Origin of the sequence: Amaricoccus macauensis (genome assembly GCF_014201905.1) — a bacterium.
Lineage (GTDB): Bacteria > Pseudomonadota > Alphaproteobacteria > Rhodobacterales > Rhodobacteraceae > Amaricoccus > Amaricoccus macauensis.
This window is the reverse complement of the sequence record NZ_JACHFM010000004.1, coordinates 273,333-292,324: the sequence shown is the minus strand read 5'-3', so window position 1 is coordinate 292,324 and position 18,992 is coordinate 273,333. Positions and strand designations below refer to the sequence as shown.

18 protein-coding genes and 1 tRNA gene are annotated in these 18,992 nt (G+C 68.9%); 15 read left to right on the top strand and 4 right to left on the bottom strand.

The features are described 5' to 3' along the window. The first annotated feature begins 10 nt into the window (after positions 1 to 10). The 13 genes from HNP73_RS18765 (at position 11) to HNP73_RS18705 (ending at position 13,847) form a co-directional block, all read left to right on the top strand. Entirely contained in the window at positions 11 to 940 is a 930-nt protein-coding gene (locus HNP73_RS18765; RefSeq protein WP_184153549.1) for an ABC transporter permease, read from the top strand. A 10-nt stretch (positions 941 to 950) separates the two neighbouring features. Then, positions 951 to 2,486 carry an ABC transporter ATP-binding protein gene (locus tag HNP73_RS18760; protein WP_184153546.1) on the top strand — a complete coding sequence of 512 codons (1,536 nt, stop codon included), beginning with the start codon at positions 951 to 953 and terminating at the stop codon, positions 2,484 to 2,486. A gap of 532 nt (positions 2,487 to 3,018) precedes the next feature. Next, a complete protein-coding gene (locus HNP73_RS18755) occupies positions 3,019 to 3,939 on the top strand; it encodes a LysR substrate-binding domain-containing protein (RefSeq protein ID WP_184153543.1) in 921 nt (306 codons plus the stop codon). Between the two features lie 231 nt (positions 3,940 to 4,170). Next, positions 4,171 to 5,097: an amidohydrolase family protein gene (locus tag HNP73_RS18750; protein WP_184153540.1), complete on the top strand. Its 927-nt coding sequence runs from the start codon at positions 4,171 to 4,173 to the stop codon at positions 5,095 to 5,097. A 21-nt stretch (positions 5,098 to 5,118) separates the two neighbouring features. Further along, positions 5,119 to 6,063: an amidohydrolase family protein gene (locus HNP73_RS18745; protein ID WP_184153537.1), complete on the top strand. Its 945-nt coding sequence runs from the start codon at positions 5,119 to 5,121 to the stop codon at positions 6,061 to 6,063. Between the two features lie 105 nt (positions 6,064 to 6,168). After that, positions 6,169 to 7,554 (top strand): UbiD family decarboxylase, encoded by a 1,386-nt coding sequence (locus tag HNP73_RS18740; RefSeq protein ID WP_184153534.1) that lies wholly within the window; start codon positions 6,169 to 6,171, stop codon positions 7,552 to 7,554. An 11-nt stretch (positions 7,555 to 7,565) separates the two neighbouring features. Then, positions 7,566 to 8,165 (top strand): UbiX family flavin prenyltransferase, encoded by a 600-nt coding sequence (locus HNP73_RS18735; RefSeq protein WP_184153531.1) that lies wholly within the window; start codon positions 7,566 to 7,568, stop codon positions 8,163 to 8,165. A gap of 108 nt (positions 8,166 to 8,273) precedes the next feature. Further along, a complete protein-coding gene (locus HNP73_RS18730; RefSeq protein ID WP_184153527.1) occupies positions 8,274 to 9,512 on the top strand; it encodes an acyl-CoA dehydrogenase family protein in 1,239 nt (412 codons plus the stop codon). Beyond that, positions 9,509 to 10,519 (top strand): phosphotransferase, encoded by a 1,011-nt coding sequence (locus HNP73_RS18725; RefSeq protein ID WP_184153524.1) that lies wholly within the window; start codon positions 9,509 to 9,511, stop codon positions 10,517 to 10,519. The genes HNP73_RS18730 and HNP73_RS18725 overlap by 4 nt, the downstream gene beginning before the upstream one ends. Next, positions 10,516 to 10,857, top strand: a complete 342-nt coding sequence (locus HNP73_RS18720) for a hypothetical protein (RefSeq protein ID WP_184153521.1) — start codon at positions 10,516 to 10,518, stop codon at positions 10,855 to 10,857. The genes HNP73_RS18725 and HNP73_RS18720 overlap by 4 nt, the downstream gene beginning before the upstream one ends. A 61-nt stretch (positions 10,858 to 10,918) precedes the next feature. Next, positions 10,919 to 11,896, top strand: coding sequence for a quinone oxidoreductase family protein (locus tag HNP73_RS18715; protein WP_184153518.1), 978 nt, complete (start codon positions 10,919 to 10,921; stop codon positions 11,894 to 11,896). 81 nt (positions 11,897 to 11,977) lie between these two features. Beyond that, positions 11,978 to 12,331, top strand: coding sequence for a DUF2946 family protein (locus tag HNP73_RS18710; RefSeq protein WP_184153515.1), 354 nt, complete (start codon positions 11,978 to 11,980; stop codon positions 12,329 to 12,331). Between the two features lie 103 nt (positions 12,332 to 12,434). Beyond that, positions 12,435 to 13,847, top strand: a complete 1,413-nt coding sequence (locus tag HNP73_RS18705) for a PepSY-associated TM helix domain-containing protein (protein ID WP_425486649.1) — start codon at positions 12,435 to 12,437, stop codon at positions 13,845 to 13,847. 76 nt (positions 13,848 to 13,923) lie between these two features. On the opposite strand, the gene HNP73_RS18700 is transcribed toward HNP73_RS18705, so the two are convergent. From HNP73_RS18700 to HNP73_RS18685, 4 genes are all read right to left on the bottom strand, one after another. After that, a complete protein-coding gene (locus tag HNP73_RS18700; RefSeq protein ID WP_343063368.1) occupies positions 13,924 to 14,355 on the bottom strand; it encodes an EamA family transporter in 432 nt (143 codons plus the stop codon). Positions 14,356 to 14,487: 132 nt separating this feature from the next. Continuing rightward, positions 14,488 to 14,562, bottom strand: a tRNA-Gly gene (locus tag HNP73_RS18695). Positions 14,563 to 14,667: 105 nt separating this feature from the next. Next, positions 14,668 to 16,119, bottom strand: a complete 1,452-nt coding sequence (locus HNP73_RS18690; RefSeq protein ID WP_184153506.1) for a M10 family metallopeptidase — start codon at positions 16,117 to 16,119, stop codon at positions 14,668 to 14,670. 177 nt (positions 16,120 to 16,296) lie between these two features. Further along, positions 16,297 to 16,500 carry a cold-shock protein gene (locus tag HNP73_RS18685; RefSeq protein WP_184153503.1) on the bottom strand — a complete coding sequence of 68 codons (204 nt, stop codon included), beginning with the start codon at positions 16,498 to 16,500 and terminating at the stop codon, positions 16,297 to 16,299. Between the two features lie 509 nt (positions 16,501 to 17,009). Between HNP73_RS18685 and HNP73_RS18680 the strand changes: the two genes are divergently transcribed. Both HNP73_RS18680 and HNP73_RS18675 read left to right on the top strand, forming a co-directional pair. Beyond that, entirely contained in the window at positions 17,010 to 17,792 is a 783-nt protein-coding gene (locus HNP73_RS18680; protein WP_246399945.1) for a 5-bromo-4-chloroindolyl phosphate hydrolysis family protein, read from the top strand. A gap of 20 nt (positions 17,793 to 17,812) precedes the next feature. Further along, positions 17,813 to 18,991, top strand: coding sequence for a toxic anion resistance protein (locus HNP73_RS18675; RefSeq protein WP_184153497.1), 1,179 nt, complete (start codon positions 17,813 to 17,815; stop codon positions 18,989 to 18,991). The last annotated feature ends 1 nt before the right edge of the window (position 18,992 follow it).

The window sequence follows — 18,992 nt, the reverse complement described above, 5'->3', positions numbered from 1 at the left end:
GGAGACCCGGATGGACGATATTCTGAACCTCGGCCTTGTCGCCGCCACCCTCGGGGCGAGCTGGCGTCTCGCCACGCCGCTGATCTTCGCGGCACTCGGCGAGGTCTTTGCCGAACGGGCGGGCGTGCTCAACATCGGCATCGAGGGCATGATGCTGACGGGCGCCTTCACCGGCTTCGCGGCCGCCTTCGCCAGTGGCAGCGTGCCGCTCGGCCTGCTCGCGGGCATCCTCGGCGGCATGGCGATCGGGCTTGTCTTCGCGGTCTTCACGGTCACGGTGAAGGCGAACCAGATCGTCGTCGGCGCCGCGATCAACCTTCTGGGCATGGGGCTGACCGCGTTCCTCTTCCGCACCTTCTACGTCTCGACCGGGCTCGGCGTGGAGATCGCGCAGCCGATCGCCATCCCGTTCCTGTCCGACCTGCCGGTGATCGGCGCCGCGCTGTTCCGGCAGAATGCCATCGTCTACGCCACGATCCCGCTCACGTTCCTCGTCTGGGTGGTGCTGTTCCGTACCTCGTTCGGCCTGACGCTGCGGGCGGTGGGCGAGCATCCGAAGTCGGTCGCGGTGGTCGGGCGCAGCGTCGCCGCCTACCGCTACGGCGCGATCCTGATAGGCGCGGCCTTCGCGGGGCTTGGCGGCGCCTTCCTCACCCTCGGGCACTCGAACCAGTTCGTGGAGAACATCACCTCGGGACGTGGCTTCATCGCGCTCGCGGTGGTGGTCTTCGCCCGCTGGTCGCCGGTCGGCGCGTTCTTCGTGGCGCTGCTCTTCGGGCTCTTCTACGCGGTGCAGCTCCAGCTTCAGGCGCAGCCCCAGCTCGGTGTGCCCTACCAGCTCTTCCAGGCGCTGCCCTACGTGATGACGATCATCGTGCTCGTGCTGGTGAGGAGCCGCCGCGGCGCACCGAAGATGCTTGGCGTCGCCTACGATGGCTGAGGAGACACCCATGACCGGCCCGACCTTCCTGCGGCTCGACAACATCCACAAGCGCTTTGGCGCGGTCGTCGCCAACGCCGGCGTCACCCTCGACGTGGAGCAGGGCGAGATCCACGCCCTGCTCGGCGAGAACGGCGCGGGCAAGAGTGTCGCGATGAACATCCTTGCCGGTGTTCTTTCGCCGAGCGAGGGGCGGATCCTGATCCGTGGCGAGCCGATCCGGCTCGGCTCGCCACGCGATGCCATCCGGCACGGCATCGGCATGGTGCACCAGCACTTCATGCTGGTGCCGAACCTGACCGTGGCCGAGAACTACATCCTCGGCCAGGGCACGCCGGCCCGCCTGATCCGCGACATGGGCGAGGTCCATCGCCGCATCGAGGCACTGAGCGCCCGCTACGGCCTCGACGTGCGCCCTGATGCGATCGTCGAGACGCTGACCGTCGGCCAGCAGCAGCGGGTGGAGATCCTGAAGGCGCTCTATCACGGTGTCGAGCTTCTGATCCTCGATGAGCCGACCGCGGTCCTGACGCCGCAGGAGACCGAGCGCCTGCTCGTCCTGATGCGCGGCCTCGTGGCGGACGGAAAGACCATCGTCTTCATCTCGCACAAGCTCGACGAGGTGATGGCGGTCAGCGACCGGATCAGCGTCATGCGCGATGCCCGCGTTGTCGACACCGTCCGCGCCGCCGACACCACGCCGCGGGAACTCGCCCGCAAGATGGTCGGCCGCGACGTGCTCATGGAACTGCCGCGCCGCCCGAGCCACGAGGGCCGGGTGGTCCTCGCCGTCGAGGGGCTCACCTGCCGCGACGAGGGCGGCCTGCCGGCGGTCCGCGACGTCTCCTTCGAAGTCCGTGCCGGAGAAATCGTCGGGGTGGCGGGCGTCTCCGGCAATGGCCAGACCGAGCTTTCGCTGGCGCTTGCCGGCCTGCTGCCGGTCGACGCGGGGCGGGTGGTGCTCGACGGCCGCGACGTGACCGGCTTCTCGCCGGCCGAGATGTCGCGGCTCGGGGTTGCCAACGTGCCCGAGGACCGGCACCGCATGGGCATCGTCCTGCCCTTCACTCTGGCCGAGAACGTGATCCTGCAACGCTCCGGCGATCCCGCGTTCAGTCGCGGTGGCCTGCTGCGCCGAGGCGCGATCACCGAGGCGACCGCGGAGATCCTCCGCCGGTTCCGGGTGAAACCACTCGACCCTGACGCGGTGATCGGCTCGCTCTCGGGCGGAAACCAGCAGAAGCTCGTGGTCGGGCGCGAACTGGCGCGCAATCCGGGGTTCATGCTGATCAACCAGCTCACCCGCGGCATCGACATCGGCGCCATGGAGATCGTCATGCAGGAGGTCCTGAAGGCACGCGATGCCGGGGCCGCGATCCTGCTCGTCTCCACGGAGCTCGAGGAGCTCTTCTCCGTCGCCGACCGGATTCTCGTGATGTGCGGCGGCGAGCTCATCGGCGAGGTGCCTCCGGAGCGCGGGCGGATCGAGGAGATCGGCCTGATGATGGGCGGCAAGCGTCTCGACGCGATCGAGCCAGCGGCGTGACACCCACCTCCGGCTGAGCAGCCGGTCGAGCGCCCCTTGCCCACGAGGCGGGGACCCCGGGAGATCGCCGACACGGGCGGTCTCCGGCAGACGCGGCAAGCAGCGAGGCGGTGATCGCCCGGCCGGCCGCCCGCCACAGCCGTCCGGGATGGCGGGCGTGATGATGCGCGCGCGGAGCGCAGAGACGGCGTCTCGCCCGGGCGGATGCCGTGCCTCCATGCAGGCGAGGCCGAAATCCCCCGACACCTGCCGGTGTGCCGCGGACCGCCGCTGATGGGCGTGACCTGCCTCGAAATCCGGAAATGCGTCGCTTGCGCCACGGGCCGGCGCTCGCGGCAAGGCGATCCGGGCCCGGCGGCGGCTCCGGCTGATCCGCTGCGGGGGCAAGATCAGGGGTATGCGTGGTGGCAGGATCGTGGAGTGCTCGGATATGTGAACGAATGACGGCGATTCTCCCCCGCAAGGGATGCGCGCCCGTGTCCGGGAGCATATGATCACCGTCCGCTGATCGGGCAAAGCAGGGGGGCCGAGCGTGAACGTGACCGTCCGACAGCTTCGGGCCTTCCTCGCGGTCGCCGATCTCAGACATTTCCGCCGCGCTGCCGACCGGCTCTCTCTCAGCCAGTCGGCGGTCTCGATGCTGGTCAGCACGCTGGAGGCGGAGGTCGGCCAGCGCCTTTTCGACCGGCACAACCGGATGGTCACACTCACTGCCGCGGGCCAGGAGTTTCTCCCGCAGGCCCAGCGGATCGTCGAGGAACTCGAAGCCGCCGTCTCCGGGATGCGCGCCAAGGCCTCGCTTCGTCGCGGCAGCGTGACGGTGGCGGCGTCGATCGTGCTTGCGGCGACCTATCTCCCGCCGGTCGTGGCCGCGTTCCGGGCGCGGTGGCCCGCGATCGAAGTCCGGGTGCGTGACATGCCCGAGGAAGAAATCCGCCCGGCGATCACCAGCCATGCGGTCGACCTCGCCATTGGCACCATCTCGGGCGACGAGCCGGACATCGCGGCGACGCCGCTTCTCACCGACCGCCTCGTCGTCATCTGCCGGTCCGATCACCGGTTTGCCGTCCAACCGTCGATTCGATGGGCCGAACTGGCGGGTGAGCCGCTGATCGGGCTCGCCAAGGGCAATCCGCTTCGCAGCATCGTCGACCGCACCCTTGCGGTCGCGGCCCCCACCGCGACGGCGACCTTCGCGGTGCGATTCTCCACGACTGCGATCAGCATGGTCGGTGCTGGCCTCGGCGTCGCCGTGCTGCCGGAAAATACCAGCCAACTGGCCCCGCAAGTGCGCGTAACGGCGGTTCCCCTCACCGATCCGGTGGTCAGCCGCGACGCCTCGCTCCTCTCCCACCGGCATCGCACCCTGTCGACAGCCGCCGCCGCGATGCGGAGCGCGATCCTTGCCGCGCCACGGACCAGAATCGCCTCCCGCCGCCCAGAAGATTGTTGACAATCTGCCGTCCGGCATGATGTGATCAGCTTCGAGTAGAAGCAAAAGGTCGCGCTCCGACGCGGCGATAATTGCTCACCAGTCCACGATTGGGTGAGCAATGGCTTCCAGCCGAATTCCTCGAACGCACCGTCCGTCCCGGCCCATGGCCGGCGCGGCGCGTGCCCGACCCGCGCCGCGGTCCACCGCTGGCCGGTCCCCATTCGATTCCAAGCCCGAGAGGAGGATCGCATGATCATCGACCTTAGCTGCTATCCGACGGATCTCGTCGACCTGGCCTGGCGCCACGACGGCGACCCGTTCACCGGCGAGCGGCTCCTGAAGATGATGGACGGCCCCTGGACGATCCGCGGCAAGCCGCGCCGGATCGACAAGGCCTTCATCCAGCCGCCGCAGGGGAACACCATCTACACCCATGGCGTGCACGAGAAGGAAGGCAAGGCGGCCATTCGCGAGTACATGGCCTACACCGAGAAGATGGTCACCGAGCACCCGGACCGCTTCCTCGGCTGCTTTGTCTACAACCCGCGCTACGGCACGCAGAACGGTGCGGAAGAGATCGCCCGTTACGCCAAGGAATTCGACTTCAAGATGGTCCAGTTGCAGGCGAACATGCACGCCTACCGGCCGGACCGTGCCCTCGACTGGCTGCGCCCGGCAATGCGGGTCTGCGCCGATCTCGGGCTGATGGTGAAGCTCCACACCGGCGACGGGCCGTATTCGATCCCGACCGAGTTCTACCCGATCATCCGGGAGTTCCCCTCGGTCAACTTCATCCTCGCGCACTTCGGCGTGCAGACCGGCGGCGTCTATGTCTTCGAGCCGTTCCAGATGGCTCTCGATGCGCCGAACGTCTACGCCGAGTCCGGCTGGTGCCTGCAGTCGCGCATCGTCGAGTTCGCCAAGGAACTGCCGAAGCACAAGATCCTCTTCGGCTCCGACACGCCGCCGAACGAGCCCGGCATGTGGATCAACCTGCTTGAGGTGCTCTGCCACGAGCCGCCGCAGGGCCTGAATCTCGATGAGGACACGCTCGAGGATTACCTCGGCAACAACGTCGCCCGGATGATCGGCCTCGAGCCGACCGCTCCGCCGCGCTCCGTCGAGGAGGCGGAGGCCTACCTGCGCAACCACGGCATCGCTCTCGAGACCGCCTGAGCCGACCGACAGGAGACACGAATGATCATCGACACCCACCTCCACCCCACGAACCTGGTGGACGAGGCCTGGCGGCATACCGGCACGCCGTTCACCGGCGAGCGGATGCTCAAGCTGATGGACGGCCCCTACATGATCAACGGCAAGCCGCGCCGGATCGACATGGGCTTCATCCAGCCGCCCCCGGGCAACACCGGCTACCGTGACGGCAACCGCATGGGCCGCGACGGCATCCGCGACTACATGTCCTACATCGCCGAGCTCTGCCAGAACTACCCCGACCGGTTCATCGGCAACTTCACGTTCAACCCGCGCTGGGGCCCGGAGAACGGCGCGCTGGAGCTGGAATTCCACGTCAAGGAGTACGGCTTCAAGATGCTGAAGCTGCACGCCAACATGCACGGCTACCGGCCTGACCGGGCGCTGGAGTGGCTGCGGCCAGCCATGAAGATGTGCGCGAAGTACAACGTCGTCGTGCTCATCCACACCGGTGACGGCCCGTACACCATCCCGACGATGTTCTATCCGATCATCCGGGAATTCCCGATGGTCAACTTCATCATCGGTCACTTCGGCATCCAGACCGGCGGCAACTACTCGTTCGAGTCGTTCTGGATGGCGCACGACACGCCCAACGTCTACTGCGAGTCCGGCTGGTGCTTCCAGTCGCGCATCGTCGAGTTCGCCAAGCAGCTCGAGAAACACAAGATCGTTTTCGGCACCGACTCGCCGCCGAACGATCCGGGCATGTGGCTGCGCGAGCTCGAGGTGCTCTGTCACGACGCACCGCAGGGCATGAACCTGTCGGAGGACGACCTCGAGGGCTATCTCGGCAACAACGTCGCGAAGCTCGTGGGCATCGATCCCACGCCGCCGCCGGCGAATCTCGAGGACGCCAAGGCTCGCCTGACTGACACGTACGCAGGCGTTGACCGGGCCACCGGCCGTCATCTCGCGACCGCCTGACAAGCCCGCGGCGCCGGGAACCTCCCCCCCGGCGCCGCACCCCCGTTTTCCTCTTCACCGCGCCGAGGCCGATCCCAGCCCGAGCCCGATCCGAGAGCCAGACCGATGCGCCAGGATGCCGTGTTTCACCCGCAGGACGTTCGCAGCTACCTTGCCGCCTACCGCGCGGCGCATCCCGAGGACGTGCTGAGCGTCGCGGGGCCGGTGAGCGACGATCAGGACGCCACTGCCCTCGTCTTCGCCCTCGCCGAGCGCGGCCGGGCTCCGATCGTCGAACTGAAATCCGTCTCCGGTATCGGTACCGAGGTGGTGACGAACATCTTCGGCTCAAGGCAGCGCATCGCGCGCATGTTCGGCACGGACGAGCCCGGCCTGCACGCCGCCTACCAGGCCGCCGCCCGGCGCGGGACCGAGCCGGTCGAGGTTGCGAACGCGCCGGTGCTGGAAGAGGTCATCACCGACAACATCGACCTCTCGACCCTGCCGATGATCAAGCACTTCGCCACTGATCGGGCGAAGTACATCACCAGCGGCATCATCATCGGCGAGCACCCCGAGACCGGTGCCGGCAACCTCAGCTATCACCGGGCAATGATCAATTCGCCGGACACGCTCGCCACCAGCCTGCATTCCCGCGGCCATCTGTGGCGGCTGCTCAACATGGCGAAGGAGGCCGGGCGGCCGATGCCGGTCGCGATGGTGATCGGGGCACACCCGCTCTTCATGATCGCCGCGTCTGCACGTCTTGCGTTCGGCGAGGACGAGCGCGTGGTGGCCGGCGGGCTGCTCGGCGCGCCGCTCGAAGTCGTGCGCACGCCGAAGCACGGCATCCGCGTGCCCGCCCACGCCGAGATCGTGCTGGAGGGCATCCTCGATCCCTCCGCGCACGTCGAGGAGGGGCCGTTCGGCGAGTTCACCGGCTATTCCTCGGACCGCTCCACCAACAACCTCTTCAAGGTCGAGGCGATCCTGCGCCGGCGGCAGCCGATCCTCGTCAGCGTCACCGGGGGCGCCTCCGCAGAGCATCTGAACCTTGGCCGCGTGCCGCGCGAGGCGGAGATGGTGGAGAAGCTGAAAGCCCGGTTCCCGGCGGTGACGGCGGTGCACTACCCGGCGTCGGGCACGCACTTCCACGCCTACGTGGCGCTGAACCAGAGCCGGGTCGGCGAGGCCCGTCAGGTGATGCTCGGGCTTCTCGGCTGGGACCAGTATCTGAAGACCGTGATCGCGGTCGACGCGGACGTCGACGTGACCCGCGACTCCGAAGTGCTCTGGGCGCTCTCCACCCACTTCCAGCCGCACCGGGACGTGATGATCCTCGACAACCTGCCGGGGAACGCGCTCGATCCGTCGGCCTCGGGCATCGGCACCACCTCGCGGATGGGTCTCGACGCCACCCGCGGCCCGGACTTCCACGGAGTGCGTGCCGAGGTCGGAGCCGACGCCCGCGCCCGGGCCGAGGCGGTGCTCACCGCCGCCGGGCTGGCGTGATCGGAGCCGCCATGATGATCCACCGCCCCGAGCGGCCCTGCCTCATCGTCGGCATCAGCGGCGCCTCCGGCGCGATCTACGGCAAGCGCATCCTCGAAGTGCTGCGCGACGTCGGCATAGACAGCCATCTGATGCTGTCGCAGGCGGCCCGCGTCGCGATCGCCGCCGAAGCCGACTTCACGCCCCGCGACGTCGAGGCGCTCGCGACCGTCACCTACGCGCCGAAGGACATCGGCGCGGCCTGCGCCAGCGGATCCTTCCGCACCCTCGGCATGGTCGTCGCCCCGTGCTCCGTGCGCACGCTGTCGGAAATTGCCTGCGGCACCACTGCGAGCCTGCTCACGCGCGCCGCCGACGTCACCCTGAAGGAACGCCGCCGCCTCGTCCTGATGCTGCGCGAGACGCCGCTGCATCTCGGCCACATCCGCTCGATGGCGGCGGTGACCGAGATGGGCGCGATCGTCTATCCGCCGGTCCCGGCCTTCTACGCCCGGCCGACGACGCTGGCCGAAATGGTCGACCACACGGTCGGCCGCGTCCTCGATCTTTTCGACCTCGACGTCGGCCTTTCGCACCGCTGGGCGGGCGTTCGGGCCGAGACCGGCGCCTGAGCCCGCACGCTTCGCCCAACGGTCTCGCGGGCCACGCCAAACCGCGCTAGGTTTCGTCCCGGACTGCTTCGATTGCGGCAGTCCGGGACAAGAGCGGACGCGGGTATCTTGAAGAACAGCCGACCCTCCGAGACAGGCTTCGGCTTCGCCCTCCCACCGGAGGTCGAGGGTCTGCGACGCCGCGTGCGGGCCTTCGTGGATGCGCACGTCCTGCCGGTCGAGGCCGACCGCACGACCTGGGACGAGCATGACAACATCCGGCTCGACGTGCTGGAGCCGTTGCGGGCGAAAGCGCGGACCGACGGCCTGTGGGCGCCGCAAACCCCCGTCGCGCTGGGCGGGATGGGTCTCTCCGTCGTCGCCCGCGCGGTGATGTACGAGGAAGCGAACCGCTCGATCTTCGGGCCGGTCGTCTTCAACTGCGCCGCCCCCGACGACGGCAACATGGACGTGCTCGCCCGCCTCGCGAGCCCGGCGCAGCAGGACGAATGGCTTGCGCCAATCGTCGAGGGCCGCGTCCGCTCCGCCTTCGTCATGACCGAGCCCGCGCCGGGCGGCGGCTCGGATCCCGGGATGATCCGCACGCTGGCCGAGCGCCACGGCGACGTCTGGCGCGTCTCCGGCCACAAGTGGTTCATCACCGGGGCAGGGGAGGCGGCGCACTTCATCCTGATCGCCCGAACCGATCCGAACCCGGACGAGAGTCGCAAACACCTGACCGCGTTCCTCTTTCACAAGGACCAGCCCGGCTGGGAGATCGTCCGGCGCATCCCGATCATGGGGCCGGAGGAGCATGGCGGCCACTGCGAGCTGCGCTTTGACGGTCTGGAGATCCCGGAAGCGAACCGGCTCCTCGGCATCGGCGACGGCTTGAAGGTCACGCAGGTCCGCCTCGGCACCGCGCGGCTGACCCACTGCATGCGCTGGCTCGGGCTCGCGAAGCGGGCGATGGGCATCGCGCAGGACTACATCGACTCGCGCACCGGTTTCGGCGTGCGGCTCGCCGACCGCGAGTCGGTGAAGCTCATGCTCGGCGGCCTCGCCCATGACATCGAGATCGGCCGGCTTCTGACGATGCACGCGGCATGGAAGCTCGATCAGGGGGATTTCGCCCGGAAAGAGGTGTCGATGGCCAAGCTGCACGTCGCGGACACCCTGCACAAGGCCGCGGACACCGCGATCCAGCTTTGCGGCGCAAGGGGGTACTCGAAGGACACGATCCTCGAGTGGATTTACCGCTATGCCCGGCAGGCCCGCCTCGTCGATGGCGCGTCCGAAGTGCACGGCATGGTGCTGGCCGACGCCTATGCCCGGGAGCGGGACGACTTCTGGCGGTGGGGCGCGTGACCTCGTTTGTCGGGAACGCCGCGCTCGAGGCATGGCTCGGGGACGCGCTGAAGGCCGAAGCGGTCAGCGTCGAGGGCGCGGGAAAGCTCTCGGGCGGCGCGATACAGGAAAGCTGGGGCCTCGATGTCCGGGCCGACGGCGCCGCGCTGGCGCTGGTCCTGCGCCGTGACGCCGAGGGGACGATCGAGGCGAGCCGGAGCCGCGAGGAGGAGCACGAACTGGTGTCCGCGGCATGGCGCGCGGGTGTCGCCGTGCCGAAACCGGTCGGGTTCTGCCGCGACCCGGCCGTCGCGGGGCGCCCCTTCGCGGTGGTCGAGCGGGTGGCGGGGGTGGGCTACGGGCCGAAGATCGTTCGCGATGTGACGCTTGGCGGTGATCGCGCGGCGCTCGGACGCGACCTCGGGCGACAACTGGCCCGCATTCACGCGATCGAGCCGGACGCTCGCCTCGCAGGGGTACTCGGCCCGAAGCCCGCCGATCCCGCCCGGGCGGAGGTCGCGCTGATGCGCGCCCGGCTCGACGACATGGGCATCGAGCGTCCCGGCCTCGAATGGGGTCTCCGCTGGGCGGAGGTGAACGCGCCCGCCCCGGGCGAGGTGGTGCTGTCCCATCAGGACTTTCGCACCGGCAACTTCCTCGTTGACGCCAGCGGACTGACCGCCATCCTCGACTGGGAGTTCGCCGGGTGGTCCGACCCGATGGCCGATCTCGGTTGGTTCTGCGCCCGGTGCTGGCGCTTCTCGCGGCCGGATCTCGAAGCCGGCGGCATCTCGGATCGGACTCCGTTCTACGCCGGCTACGCGGAGGCGAGCGGGCGGACCATCGAGCCTGCCCGTGTCCACTGGTGGGAAGTCATGGCGCACATCCGCTGGGCGGTGATCGCGCTCCAGCAGGGCAAGCGGCAGGCAAGCGGCGCTGAGGCTCTGAGTCTGGCGCTGACCGCCCGCATCGCCGATCCGGTCGAGCTCAACCTCCTCCGCATGACCGCGCCGGGAGCAGTGGCTTGAGCGGCGCCGTGAGCGAGGGAGCCCTCGCGCTGCTCGACGGCGCCGCCGAGGTGCTCCGCGCCACCGCGCCGGGCCTTGCCCCTGACGCGCGCTACGCCACGCTGCTCTGCGCGAGTGCCATCGCGACCGCCCGCCGCGATGCGGCGACGGCCGCCCGGTCGGAGGGCCTTGGCGCCGCCGTGGGCGACGTTCGTGACGCCATCCGTGCCGGTGCCCATGACGGGGACGCCGATCTCCACGCCCGCCTGCTCGCATGGGCGGCGCTCCGCGCGTGGGTCGCGGACCCGGATGCGCTGACGCCTTGGGAACGCGCAGTGCTCGATGACGTTGCCGAGTGACCTGCGAGCTTCCCGCCAGCGCAATGCCTGTCGCCCACGTCAACCATCCGGTGAGCCTGCCATGACCGACTACGCCATGATCGTGACCGCCCCCGGCGGACCCGAGAACTTCGCGAAGCGCGAGATCGCCGCACCGACGCCCGGTCCGGGAGAGGCGATCGTCCGCCACACAGCCATCGGGCTCAACTTCCTCGATGTCTATCACCGGAGCGGCCTCTACCCGTGGGCGGTCGAGCACGATCTCGTGCCGGGCTCGGAGGCGGCGGGTGTCGTCGAGGCGATCGGGGAGGGAGTCCGGTCCGTCGCTCCCGGTGACCGCGTCGCCTACACCCTGCCGCTCAACGCCTATGCCACCGTCCGCAGCATTCCCGCGGACCGCCTCGTCCGGCTGCCGGATGCGGTCACCGACGAGGCGGCCGCGAGCCTGATGCTGAAGGGGCTGACCGCGCACTACCTCATCCACTCGACCTTCCGCGTCGAGCCGGGGATGACGGTGCTGGTGCAAGCGGCGGCCGGCGGCGTCGGGCTCATTCTCGGCCAGTGGCTGGCGGCGAAGGGCGTTACCGCCATCGGCACCGCCGGCGGCCCCGAGAAGGTCGCGCTCGCCGAGGCCCATGGCTACGCCCATGTCATCGACTATCGCGCCGGGGACTTCGTGCCGAAGGTTCGCACGCTCACCGGTGACGCCGGCGTGCCGGTGGTCTACGACAGTGTCGGCCGCGACACCTGGAAGGGCTCGCTCGCCTGCCTCGCGGCTCACGGAACCTTCGTCTGTTTCGGCCAGTCGTCCGGGCCGATCGAGGGCTTCTCGCTTGCGATGCTCGCCAGGGGTTCGCTTTACGCCTGCCGCCCGACGCTTTTCGACTACATCGTGACCCCGGCGGAACTCCGTGCCCGGGCGGCCGATCTCTTCGCCGCGGTCGCCTCCGGCGCCATCCGCTCCGATGTCCGCCAGCGCTATCCGCTTGGCGACGTCGCCGACGCGCACCGCGATCTCGAAGCCCGCCAGACCATGGGCGCGACCGTGCTCATTCCCTGAGGCGCGACGACCGCGCACCTTTGACTCGTGCGGCGTCGGACCTCACTTCCCACTGCGATCCGCGCGCGGCATAAGGGCGCCATGCCTCGCCGCCTGGTGCGCTCTCTCCTCGTCGTCCTGACGGCCCTCGCGCTGCTGATGCCGCGCGTGTCGGCGGTGGCTGCGTCGGTCGTGCCGGGCACGATGACGGTGGTGATCTGCACCGGGCAGGGGATGGTGACCCTGCGCATCGACGAGAATGGCAACCCGGTTCCGGACACGGTGCAGTCCGACCACTGCGTGCTGTCCCACAGCGCCGACACGGCCGTCCGGGCCGAGATTCCGGCCATCGTGGCGCCGGTCATCGATCAGGTGAAACGGCCGTCCGGCCACCTGATCCGGGCGGAGGGCTATCGCGCCGCCCGTCCGCCCCCGCGCGCGCCTCCGACGACCTGAGCCGTCCCCGGATCGTCCGTGCCCTGTCGGGCTGCGGCGCTCCGACGCGCAACCCCGTACCCGCTGCGGGGACCCTCAGGCCTGTCAAGCGAGAGACATCATGATCACCACTTCCCCTGTCACCGGGGCGCCCGCTGGTGCGCCGCGCGTGAACCGTTTCTACTTTGCCGCCTGGCGCTGGCATTTCTATGCCGGGCTCTACGTCATCCCCTTCCTCCTCATGCTTGCCACCACGGGCCTGCTGATGCTCTGGATCAGCGTGCTCTCCGGTCGCGACGGCGAGAGGATCCCCGTCGTGCCGGCGGGGACGCCGATCTCCGTCGAGGCGCAGGCGGACGCGGCGCTTGCCGCCGTTCCGGGCGGCAGTCTCGCGGGCTACATCGCGCCCTCGTCGGTGGATCAGGCGGCACTCTTCAAGGTGCGCACCGGCGAAGACGCCGTGACGCTCGTCGCCGTCGATCCCTACGCCGGGGATGTGCTGGACCAGTACCCCTACCGCGCCGGCTGGTACGACACGCTGGATACGATCCACGGGACGCTGCTGCTCGGCACCCTCGGCGACCGGCTGATCGAGGCGGCGGCCTCGCTCGCGGTGGTGATGCTCGTGACCGGACTTTACCTCTGGTGGCCGCGCGGGGGCAGTCTGCGCGCCGCGCTCGTGCCTAATCTCGGCGCCCGCGGGCGGGGGCTCTGGAAGTCGCTGCACGCGACGACCGGCATCTGGTGGTCGCTGGCGCTGCTCGCCTTTCTCCTCTCGGGGCTCTCCTGGTCGGGAATCTGGGGCGAGCGGTACGTGCAGGCCTGGAGCACGTTCCCGGCGGCGAAGTACGACGCCGTGCCGCTTTCGGACAAGACGCACGCCAGCATGAACCACGGCAATGCGAAGGAAGTGCCTTGGGCGCTGGAGCAGACACCGATGCCCGCCTCGGGCTCCCACGCCGGCATGGCGATGCCCGGCATGGCGGACGGCGAGCCGCTGACCTTCGGCAAGGCCGTGGCGATCGCGCGGGAGATCGGGTTTGACGGGCGCTTCCAGCTCGCGGCACCGCGCGGCGAGGACGGCGTCTGGACGATCTCGCGTGATTCGATGAGCAACGACAGCCCGAACCCCACGACGGACCGCACGGTGCATCTCGATCGCTACACCGGCAACCTCCTCGCCGACATGCGGTTCGCCGACTATTCGATCTATGGTCAGGCGATGGCGGTGGGCATTGCGCTCCACGAGGGCGACATGGGTGCGGCGAATGTCGCCTTCAACACGATCTTCTGCCTCGGGGTGATCTTCCTCGCCGTCTCCGGGGTGGTGATGTGGTGGAAGCGGCGGCCCGCCGGCGTCCTGCGCCTCGCCGCGCCGCCCGCGCCGCGCGACATGGGGCTCTGGAAGGGCGCGGTCCTCGTCGGGCTCGTGCTCGCGATCGCCTTCCCGCTGGCGGGGATCGCGATCCTTGTCGCCGTCGTCTTCGATGCGCTGCTGTTGTCGCGGCTGCCCGCGGCGAAGCGGCTCGTCTCCTGATCGGCGGCCACTTCCGAAGTGCCTCTGGTCCTCGCCGGGACGGCGGGGGCCACCAGCGCCGGGCTGCCGGCTCGCCTCAGATCCTGAGGGCGACGAGCACGGCGCCCCCGGCGATCATTGCAACGCCGAGCCAGTTCGTGGCGGACAGGCGCTCTCCGAGAAACACCGCCGCGATGATCGCCACCATGACAACGCTCAGCTTGTCGATCGGGGCGACGCGCGAGGCGTCACCGAGCTTGAGCGCGCGAAAGTAGCAGAGCCAGGACGCGCCGGTCGCAAGGCCTGACAGGATCAGGAAGACATAGGTTCGTGCCGGGATGGTCCGGGGCGCCTGCCACTGCCCCGTGGCGACCACGAGGATTGCCAGCAGGCACAGGACCACCACGGTGCGGATGAGCGTCGCGAGGTCGGGATTGACCGCCGCCACGCCGACCTTGGCAAGCACCGCGGTCAGCGCCGCGAAGGCCGCCGACAGGACTGCCCAGAACTGCCACGATTCCACGACCACCTCCATCCGGCTCCGGTCCCGGATGCTTGGGGAAAGGCGCGCGCCGCTGCAAGGCCCTCGAACGGCAGGCCAAAACGCAAGAAGCGCCCCGAAGGGCGCTTCTCTGCGTTTAGATTTTCTCTTACGAGAAACTGGAGCGGGCGAAGGGATTCGAACCCTCGACCCCAACCTTGGCAAGGTTGTGCTCTACCCCTGAGCTACACCCGCGTTCCGGGGGCGGATATAGGGGAGGGCGCGGGGGGGCGCAAGAGCAAAAGATCGGCCCGCGAGATGTGCGTGAAACGGGCCCGTGGCGCCCCGCCGGCAGCGGGATCAGAGCAGGAAATCGGGGGCGGAATAGTCGCCCGCGCGGGTGCGTCCGTCGAAGATCGCAAGCTCGAATTCCGCCGCAGCGTCGCCATCCGTGTTGCCGTAGACGTGGGTCACGTTGCCCACGTCGCGAAGCCAGAGATGCCCGCGCCCGGTGCCGCCGAAGGTGAAGGCCTGATTCCCGCCCAGCGTCGCGTCGGCGTCGATGCCGCGCAGATCGATGAGATCGCCCGCCGCATCGCCGGGGCCCTGGAAAGCCGCGGCACCCCCGCCGGCGATCACCCGGTCGACCGCTCCCGGATGCGAGTCGGTGGCCTTTCTGAAGACGAAGACATCGGCGTGCTTGCCACCGACGAGCGTGTCGGCACCGGCGCCGCCCACCAGACGGTCTTGACCGAGGCCGCCGAAAAGCCTGTCGGCGCCGGCATTGCCCGTCAGCGTATTGGCCGCGGCATTGCCGGTCAGGACGTCGGCCCCGGCGCCGCCGACCGCGTTCTCGATCAGCGACCGGCCGTCGCGGTCGTGCAGGAGCGCGTTGAAGATGTTGCCCCGCGCGTGGCCGCCGCTCGGCCCGCCACCGAGATCCGCGAGCTGCGCGTCCGAGAAGACCGACGCCTCCCCCGGCGCCAGGTTCACCTTCACGCCGCGGCCGTAGGCCGAGAGATCGTAGGTATCGCGACCGCCGCCATCCCAGACGGTGGCGAAGATGCGGTTGCCGCCCGGATCGAGGCCGATGCCGCCGTCAACGAGGGTTCGGCCCGAGCCCGGGGTCCAGCGGTAGACGGTATTCCCGGCGTTGACGGCATAGTTCGCGCCGTACATCTCCTGCAGCGCGGCGATGTCGAGCATCATGTAGGTCTGGGGCGCACTCCAGCTGCCGAAGTGGTAGCCGGTTGCCGGCGCGCCCGCCCACCCGCGGTAGGTCATCGCACTGTATTCGGGACTGTCGAGGGCGCGCGGGACCGCCCCGAAGCCGCCGGTCTCGTGAGCATGCTTCAGGCCCAGCGCATGGCCGAGTTCATGCACGATGGTGCCGTAGTCGTAGTTGCCGACCTTCGGCGCATGACCGGAGGCGCCGAACCAGACGTCGCCGCCGGCGCCCGGGCCCGGCAGGTAGCCGAGGGCGGTCGGCGTCGAGGTCGTGTTGCCAAGGCGGATGTCACCCGCGCCGCTGCCGCCGGCGATGTAGCTGATGGAGAGACCGGTCATCCCCTCGACGGTGAACCCCGCATGGGCGCGGGGGCCCGAGTCGGCATCAAGGATCGCGCGCGCGGCCCCGAGAGTCGTGGCGGCGACCCGCGAGAAGCCGGCGAGGCTCGACGGATAGCCCGAGCCATAGTCGAGCGCCTGATCAGGGTCGCTGAAGGTCAGGTTTCGGTCGTTCCAGACGTATCCCGACAGAAGACCGTCGATGCGCGCGTCGCCGCTGCGCCCGACCGTTGCCAGTCCAGCCATGATGATGTCCCCTCACGCTCCCCCGAGCGGACTCCGGGGTAACGGAGAGGGGCCGTCGCGCGCAACGATGGCGCGACGGTGTGGTTCAGGAGGGGTTAAGCCGACGCTCTTCGCCCGGGGGGGCCGGAAGGCCGGTGCGTGGCGAGGGCGTCCCCTCGTGTCATGTTGTGGGGACAGTCAGACCTTGAGGTTGCCGGCGCTCTTGCGGCCGTCACGTCCGTCGATGAGTTCATACTCGATCGGCTGGTTGTCCTTGAGAGTCTGCAGGCCTGCGGCCTGGACCGCGGTGATGTGGACGAAGATGTCCTTGCCGCCATCACCGGGTTGGATGAAACCGTAGCCCTTCTCGGTGTTGAACCATTTGACGGTGCCTTGTGCCATTCCGAGCAACCCTTATCTTGCGTCGTCGCCCCTTCGTGACCCGCAGATGACTTGGGCACCAGCATCGGGGGGCGAAGATCTCGTGGTGAAATGTTTACCTCGATTCGAGGTCCAAAAAAAGCGAATCGTCAGGCAGGTAACGGATTTGGCGCGTGTTTTCACGAGTTGCCCGCTCAATGGGCACCCCCATCGCGATTGTTGCCGGTGAGGGACTGTCACGCCTCGACCCTCTGGCAACCGGGGCAGCGTGCCATTATGTTCCCGTTGCAACCGGCCGAGGTGCCCGTCCAGATGAATCAACCGACCGTGCGGCTCTTTGGGTTTGTCGTGCTTGCGGCGATCGTGCTCGCCACCGGCTTTGGAGCGCTTGGCTGATGGCTGAACGCTTTGGTGGGAAGTACTCGCCCGGGGGGGCGAATGGCCCCGGTGCGAGTGGCCCGGGTGCAAGTGGCCCGCCACCGCCGAGGCCGAGCCGTCGCCCTCACAAGGTGAGCCTCCGGGCGCGACTCATGTTCCTCCTGCCCGTGCCGCTGCTGCTTGCCGGTCTCGGCTCGATCTCGCGCGGCAGCGCCTCGGAGATGCTGGGGGAGCTTGGCGCGTTCGCCGGGCTGATGGCTGGGGCGGCGCTCCTCAATGAGGGATTGCGCGCGGAGGCGTCCTATGACGCCCGCGCGGTTGCGCGCCCGCCCGCGATCCCGCGCAAGCTTTTCGCCGCGGCGCTGACCGGGGTCAGCATTGCCGCCGCCGGTGTGCTCAGCCTCGGGCAGGCGCTGCCGGTGGCGGTCGTCTTCGGGGCGGTTGCCGCCGGGGCGCAGGTGCTGGCCTTCGGGCTCGATCCGATGCGGCGCAAGGGGATGGAAGGCGTCGACGACTTCTCCAACGAGCGCGTCGCGCGGGCGGTCGATCAGGCGGAAGAACTGGTGCGCCAGACCGTGGACGCGGCGAAACGCATCGGCGATCGCCGACTGGAGGGCCGGATCGACCGGCTCTGCGATCAGGCGCGCGATGTGTTCCGCACGATCGAGCGCGACCCGCGCGACCTGCCGAGGGCCAGGACGTTTCTCAGCGTCTACCTGCTCGGCCTGCGGGACGCGACGACGAAATTCGCCGAAGTCTGGAATCGCAGTCGCGACCCGGGCGCGCGAGTGGCTTACGAGGATCTGCTCGGGGATCTCGAAACCAGCTTCGGGGCACAACGGACGCATCTTCTCGAAGAAGATCGTTCCGATCTCGACGTGGAGATCGAAGTGCTTCGGGACCGACTGAAACAGGATGGGCTCATCGCCCGCTAGGACCGACGGAGGGAGACCTGATGTCAGAGAACGTGCGCGCGGAAGCCGAAGCCACCCTGAAGGAGGTTGAGGTCGTGACCGCGACGCTGCTGCCCGAGCCAACGGCGGAGATCACGTCCGCGGATATCTCCGACCCTGCGGTGCAGGCCGAGATCGCGCGGCGCAAGGCCGAGATCGACGTGACGAGCACCCAGTCGATCATCCGCTTCGGCTCGACGGCGCAGGCGGAGTTGCAGACGATCAGCCAGGAAATGCTGTCGGGCGTCCGCAGCAAGGACGTCGGCCCGGCGGGCGACAGCCTGCGCGAGATGGTGACGAGCCTGCGCGGCTTCACGGTCGACGAGCTCGACCCGAACCGCAAGCGCAGCTGGTGGGAGCGCCTGATGGGCAGCGCGGAGCCGATGGCCGGCTTCATGGCGCGCTTCGAGGAAGTGCAGGGCCAGATCGACAAGATCACCGGCGAGCTTCTGCAGCATGAGCATACGCTCCTGAAGGACGTGAAGTCGCTCGACAAGCTCTATGAGAAGACCCTCGGCTTCTATGACGAGCTCGCGCTCTACATCGCCGCGGGTGACGGCAAGCTCGCCGAGCTCGACGCGAACGACATCCCCGCGCGGCAGGCGGCGGTGGAGGCGGCCCCCGAGGGCCAAGCGGTGATGAAGGCGCAGGAACTGCGCGACATCCGCTCGGCCCGCGACGATCTGGAACGCCGGGTGCATGACCTGAAGCTGACGCGGCAGGTGACGATGCAGAGCCTGCCGTCGATCCGTCTGGTTCAGGAAAACGACAAGAGCCTGATCACCAAGATCAATTCCACGCTCGTCAACACCGTGCCGCTCTGGGAGACCCAGCTTGCCCAGGCGGTGACGATCCATCGCTCGCGTGAAGCTTCCAGTGTCGTGAAGGAGGCGAACGACCTCACGAACGACCTGCTGCGGAAGAATGCCGAGAACCTCCGGCAGGCGAACGCCGAGATCCGCACCGAGCTCGAGCGCGGGGTCTTCGACATCGAGGCGGTGGAGAAGGCGAACGAGGATCTGATCGCGACGATCGAGGACAGCCTGCGCATTGCCGACGAGGGCAAGGCCCGGCGCGCCGAGGCCGAGAAGAGCCTCGTGCGCATGGAGGGCGAACTCAAGGCGACGCTGGCCTCGGCCCGCGCGCGATCCGCTGCACCAAGTTCGCCCGCGAACCCCTGAG